Source organism: Mesorhizobium sp. P3_A9, from assembly GCF_056402975.1.
In genome coordinates this window covers 1-4,790 of sequence record NZ_JBFUGJ010000410.1, presented here as the reverse complement: position 1 = coordinate 4,790, position 4,790 = coordinate 1, and the positions used below count along the sequence as shown (strand labels likewise).

General features: G+C 65.4%; 6 protein-coding genes. 4 read left to right on the top strand and 2 right to left on the bottom strand.

Going from position 1 to position 4,790, the window contains the following annotated elements; translation table 11 throughout:
- Positions 1-258 precede the first annotated feature (258 nt).
- Entirely contained in the window at positions 259-675 is a 417-nt protein-coding gene (locus tag AC1DX0_RS31260) for a winged helix-turn-helix transcriptional regulator (protein ID WP_477224668.1), read from the bottom strand.
- Between the two features lie 118 nt (positions 676-793).
- Between AC1DX0_RS31260 and AC1DX0_RS31255 the strand changes: the two genes are divergently transcribed.
- From AC1DX0_RS31255 to AC1DX0_RS31240, 4 genes are all read left to right on the top strand, one after another.
- Positions 794-1,681 (top strand): NmrA family NAD(P)-binding protein, encoded by an 888-nt coding sequence (locus AC1DX0_RS31255; protein WP_477224669.1) that lies wholly within the window; start codon positions 794-796, stop codon positions 1,679-1,681.
- Positions 1,682-1,717: 36 nt separating this feature from the next.
- Positions 1,718-2,323, top strand: coding sequence for a dihydrofolate reductase family protein (locus AC1DX0_RS31250; RefSeq protein ID WP_477224670.1), 606 nt, complete (start codon positions 1,718-1,720; stop codon positions 2,321-2,323).
- Positions 2,324-2,406: 83 nt separating this feature from the next.
- Entirely contained in the window at positions 2,407-3,351 is a 945-nt protein-coding gene (locus tag AC1DX0_RS31245) for an alpha/beta hydrolase (RefSeq protein WP_477358291.1), read from the top strand.
- Positions 3,352-3,439: 88 nt separating this feature from the next.
- Positions 3,440-4,372 carry a sigma-70 family RNA polymerase sigma factor gene (locus AC1DX0_RS31240; RefSeq protein ID WP_477224672.1) on the top strand — a complete coding sequence of 311 codons (933 nt, stop codon included), beginning with the start codon at positions 3,440-3,442 and terminating at the stop codon, positions 4,370-4,372.
- Between the two features lie 287 nt (positions 4,373-4,659).
- Here the strand turns inward: AC1DX0_RS31240 and AC1DX0_RS31235 are convergent.
- Positions 4,660-4,790: transposase (locus AC1DX0_RS31235; protein ID WP_477358293.1), on the bottom strand; the 131-nt coding region annotated here is incomplete at its 5' end.

Below are 4,790 nucleotides of genomic sequence, written 5' to 3'. Positions count from 1 at the left end.
CCGCTATGTCGGGCTGGCCAAAGCCACTGCCCAGGTGACGTTAGCGGCGATTGCCTTCAACATGCGCCGATGGGCCGCCATCACAGGATAGGTGCGCCCGCAGTCCGGCCCCACGAGGCCGAACCGCCGCCCGAAACTCCAAACCAGACACAAGAACTCACGAATACGGGCGACATTCCCGCAATCCCGCTCTCATCCGCGCTCTGCTGCAATTACACAACAGGCCCACAAGGGGAGAAGGGAACGCCGCGCTACCAGCTACCCAATATGCTCTGCCCGCAACGCCGCCTTCATCCGTTCCAGCGCCGGCTCGCCACCGGCCGCCAGCTCGTCGGCGATGCGGGCCAGCTTGTCATCAGCCTTGCGGTGCTTGCTGCCCCAGGCGCCGAGCGTGGCCAGCACCGGCAAAAGGTCGATGCCGGCCTCCGTCAGCCGGTAGATCGCCTTCAGTCCGTGGCTCGGGTCGTCGCTGCGGGTGAGGATGCCTTCGTCCTGCAGCGTCTGCAGCCGCTCTGCCAGCGTGCGCGAGGAGATGCCTTCGTCGGACTGCAGGAATTCGCGAAAATGCTTTTTCCCGGCGAAGACCAGGTCGCGGATGATGAGCAGCGTCCAGCGGTCGCCGAGCAGTTCGAGCGACAGGCTGATCGGGCAGCCGGATCTTTCGCGCGTCGACATTGCTATGGTTCCATTTTTAAATCACTTTACTATTGACATCATTTTTGCCTTGCGTCAATGGTTCCAAAAGTAAAGCAATTTCCGGCCATGACGGCTTGGTTTCGCAGAGGAGGACGACATGAACCGACAAGCGATCGAGAACGACACCGCCTTCACACCGCGGACCGTCGTGGTTGTCGGCGCCACCAACGAGGTCGGCGCGGAAGTCGCTTCCGTGCTTGTCGGGCGGGGGCACACGGTGCGCGGCGTGGCGCGCAGTCTGGGCGTTGCGCTTGACGATGCCGGTGCGTTGAAGGCCGCCTTCTCCGGCGCCGACAGCGCCTATGTGATGATCCCGTTCGACGTCGCCGTGCCGGATCTCCATCGCTTCGAGGACGAGGTCGGCGAGCGGCTGGCAACGGCGATAGCGCACTCCGGCGTGCGCCGCGTCGTGCTGCTCAGCGGCCTCAACGCCCATCTCAGGATGGGAACTTCGCTCGGTGCCGCGTTGATGGAGGAACGGCTGGAAGCGCTCGGGCTCGACGAGCTGGTGTTCCTGCGCGCCTCGTTCTTCACGGAGAATTTTGCTGGGGGCATGGGCTTTGTCCAGCAAGCCGCTTCCGGCGTTTTCGCCACGCCGTTCCGCGGCGATCTGCCGATGCCGCTGATTGCCGCCGGCGATGTCGGGCAGCGCGCCGCCGCCTTGCTGGGCGCCGCCCGATTCCCCACCGAACGGGTCGTCGAATTGCATGGCGGCGGCTACTACACCTTCGAACAGGCCACCGCGATCCTTGGCAAGGCGGTCGGCAGGCAAGTGGCCTATCATGCCGCCCCCTTCGCCGATGTCCGCGCCGGTATGGTCGCCAATGGCCTGTCGGCGAGCTTTGCCGATGCGCTCGGCGAAACGGCGGCAAGCTTCAACAAGGGCGAGCGCTGGGCGCTGGAGGCGCCGTCGGTCCGCAACGCCACGCCGACCAGTTTCGAGAGCTGGGCGCAAGCCTTCGCCCGCCCGCAAAGCGCGGCATGAGCCTTCCGCATAGAATCCGAAAACGAGGCGAACCCCATGAAAAAGCTCATTCTTCAGATGCAGATGTCGGTCGACGGCTTCGTCGGCGCCGATGCGGACCATCGCTGGCAGCTCTGGGAATGGGGCGACGACATCGGCTGGGGCGACGAGTTGAAACAGGATTTCAACACCATCTTCGCCGGTATCGATACCATCCTGCTCAGCCGCAAGATGGCGGAGGAGGGCTATCTCAGCCATTGGGGCAATGCAGCGAAGAAGTATCCGGCAGATCCATTCTACGCCTTCGCCCAGCGCGTCGTGGAGGCTCAGAAAGTGGTGCCGAGCGACAAGCTCAAGGCCTCGCGCTGGGAGCGCACGAAGGTGGTGAGCGGCGACCTGCCGCGCGAAGTCAAGGCGATGAAGATGGGCGAGGGCGCGGATATCGCCGTCTTCGGTGGCGCCGGCTTTGCCTCMGCGCTGATCGCGGCCGGGCTGGTCGACGAGTTCCAGCTGTTCATCAACCCGGCGGTGCTGGGCGCTGGCCGCCGCATCTTCGACCAGGGCGGCTTCCGAAACCTGCGTTTGCTTGGTTCGAAGGCCTATGCCTGCGGCATGGTGGTCAACCGCTACGCGCCGGCGGGTAAAGGAGAAAGAAAGTTCTGATCTGACGTATCCTTTTTCTCCGCCCGTCCGTCCTTGGCTTTGGAAGGTCGCATGTCCGCGATCCGTAACCCTGGGAGACTATCATGGCGAGCATCGAGAGCGAGGCAAACAGGAACCACTACGCGGCGATCACCGCCAATGTCGGCAAGTTCACCAGCCCTCAGGCGATGAACGGCTTCAACGACACCAGCTGGACGGCGCTGACCGGCGAACCCGGCGGCGTCGACTATATCGAGGTCGATGCCGGCGGTGTGCCGGCGCTATGGATCGTGCCGAAGGGCGCCGACGAGGAGCGGGCGCTGCTTTACGCGCATGGCGGCGGCTTCCTCGGCGGCTCGATCTACACGCACCGCAAGCTGGTCGGCCATCTGGCCAAGGCCGTCGGCTGCCGGGCCTTGCTCTATAACTATCCACTGGCACACCAGGCCAAGCATCCGGCCCAGCTCGAAGCGGCGATGGCGGCCTGGAACTGGCTCGTCGACCAGGGCTTCGACACCAGGCGGATCGCGCTTGCCGGCGATTCCTGCGGCGCGGTGCTGACCTACGGCGTGCTGCAGCGGCTGCGTGCCCAGGGCCGGCCGCTGCCGGCCGCCACGCTGATCATCTCCGGCTGGTTCGACATGGCGCTGACCGGCGCCAGCTACGCGACCAACCGCGAGAAGGATCCAGCCTTCGCCAGGGAGTCCGTCGACTGGCTGGTTACCAATTTTATCGGCGACCGCGACCGGCTCGATCCGGAGGTCAGCGCGCTCTATGCCGACCTCTCCGGCTTTCCGCCGGTGTTCCTGCAGGCCGGCGGCGACGAAACGCTGGTCGACGAAAGCCGCATGTTCGCCGAGCGCGCCGGCCGAGCTGGGGTCGAGACACGCCTCGACGTCTTCGACGGCATGCTGCACWSYTTCCAGATGATGGCCGGCCGSGCKCCSGAAGCCGATGACGCGATCGGCCGCTTCGCCGCCTGGGTGCGGCCGAAGCTTGGGCTGCCGGATGCCGTCAGAGACAAGATTGCCAGCGGCAAGGCGGCGTGACCATGCGCCGGCTGGTCGGGTCGCGCTTCGCGCTTGTGGATGTGCCGTGCTTGCGCAATGCTGTGGCAACGCCGAGCGACGTGCCGCGATGAACCAGCAGATCCGCAAATCCCCCGAAGCGAGGCAAGGCGTTGAGCCGCGCCGCGATCCCGAAGGCCTGTTCGACCTGCGCTACAGGGCGTTCCTGGAGACGGTCTCGCATTTGCGCGTCCGTCTGCACCGCTATTGCGCGCGCATGACCGGCTCGGCTCTCGACGGCGAGGACATCATGCAGGAGGCGTTGTTCGAGGCCTATCGCAAGATCGGGCTGCTCGACGATGCACAGGCGCTGCGGCCATGGCTGTTCCGCATCGCCCACAACAGGTGCATCGACTTCATCCGCAACCGCCGCACGCGGCTCAAGGCGGAAGCAGGCTATGCCAGCGATGAGATCGTGCTGCCGGTCGAGCCAGCCGGCCCGGGCGCCGGCCGCGCCATCGAGCGGCTGGTGGTGCACCTGCCGCCCAAGGAGCGCGCCTGCGTGCTGCTCAAGGATGTCTTCGACCACTCGCTGGACGAGATCGCCGACCTGGTCGGCTCGACATCAGGCGGCGTCAAGTCGGCGCTCAATCGCGGTCGCGCCAAGCTCGCCGCTCTGCCGGCGCAATCGGTCGCGGCGCCCGCGCACGACCCCGAACTGGAACGGCTGCTCGGCCGCTATGTCGAACTGTTCAATGCCAGGGACTGGGACGGGGTGCGGGCACTGACCAGCGCCGATGCCCGGCTGCGGGTTTCGGACTGCTACAATGGCTTGCTCTCCAACTCGCCCTATTTCGTCGAATATGAGCAAGGCGAGCCCTGGCGCATGCGTCAAGGCGCGATCGAGGGGGAGGCGGTGCTGGTCGTCGACAGGCTGCAAGGCGAGGCCTGGCGGCCGGCCTATCTGGTGCGGGTCCATGCCGAGGGCGGCGTCATCGACCGCATTGCCGACTATTATGCGTGTCCCTGGATACTGGACATGGTGTTCGCCGACGGGGAATGAAGCGCGGCCTTTCCTTCTCCCCTTGCGGGAGAAGGTGGATCGGCGCGCAGCGCCGAGACGGTTGAGGGGTGTTCCAGCGGAGTGAGGCGTTGGTGTTCCCTGGAGCACCCCTCATCCGACCKMGCTTCGCKAGGCCACCTTCTCCCACARGGGGCCYGTTGTGTAATTGCAGCAGAGCGCGGATGAGAGCGGGATTGCGGGAATATCGCCCGTATTCGTGAGTTCTTGTGTCTGGTTTGGAATTTCGGGCGGCGGTTCGGCCTCGTGGRGCCGGACTGCGGGCGCACCTATSCTGTGATGGCGGCCCATCGGCGCATGTTGAAGGCAATCGCCGCTAACGTCACCTGCGCAGTGGCTTTGGCCAGGCCGACATAGCGGATCGTGGTCAGCTTCATGCGGTTCTTGAGCGTGGCGAAGG

Bases quoted from the DNA above. Each gene is read 5' to 3' on its own strand.
- AC1DX0_RS31255 (WP_477224669.1), top strand. From the start codon at position 794: ATGAACCGACAAGCGATCGAGAACGACACCGCCTTCACACCGCGGACC.
- AC1DX0_RS31260 (WP_477224668.1), bottom strand. From the start codon at position 675: ATGTCGACGCGCGAAAGATCCGGCTGCCCGATCAGCCTGTCGCTCGAA.
- AC1DX0_RS31240 (WP_477224672.1), top strand. From the start codon at position 3,440: ATGAACCAGCAGATCCGCAAATCCCCCGAAGCGAGGCAAGGCGTTGAG.